Source organism: Halomonas sp. SIMBA_159, assembly GCF_046536035.1.
Classification (GTDB): domain Bacteria; phylum Pseudomonadota; class Gammaproteobacteria; order Pseudomonadales; family Halomonadaceae; genus Vreelandella; species Vreelandella venusta_A.
On record NZ_JAWJBT010000825.1, the window covers coordinates 1 to 263 of the forward strand.

1 pseudogene is annotated in these 263 nt (G+C 53.6%); it reads left to right on the plus strand.

Annotated elements, in window-relative coordinates:
• Window positions 1–263 (plus strand): annotated as a pseudogene (gene gltI / locus R0J87_RS21530) (glutamate/aspartate ABC transporter substrate-binding protein GltI); the annotation flags it as partial.

The following is a 263-nucleotide window of genomic DNA, read 5'->3' on the forward strand; positions in this document are numbered from 1 at the left end:
GCATCATCAGCGCCAAAGATCACGGTGACTCTTTCCGCACCCTGGAAAGCGGTCGTGCCGTTGCCTTTATGATGGATGACGCTCTGCTGGCCGGTGAACGTGCGAAAGCGAAGAAACCAGACAACTGGGAAATCGTCGGCAAGCCGCAGTCTCAGGAGGCCTACGGTTGTATGTTGCGTAAAGATGATCCGCAGTTCAAAAAGCTGATGGATGACACCATCGCTCAGGTGCAGACCTCCGGTGAAGCGGAAAAATGGTTTGAT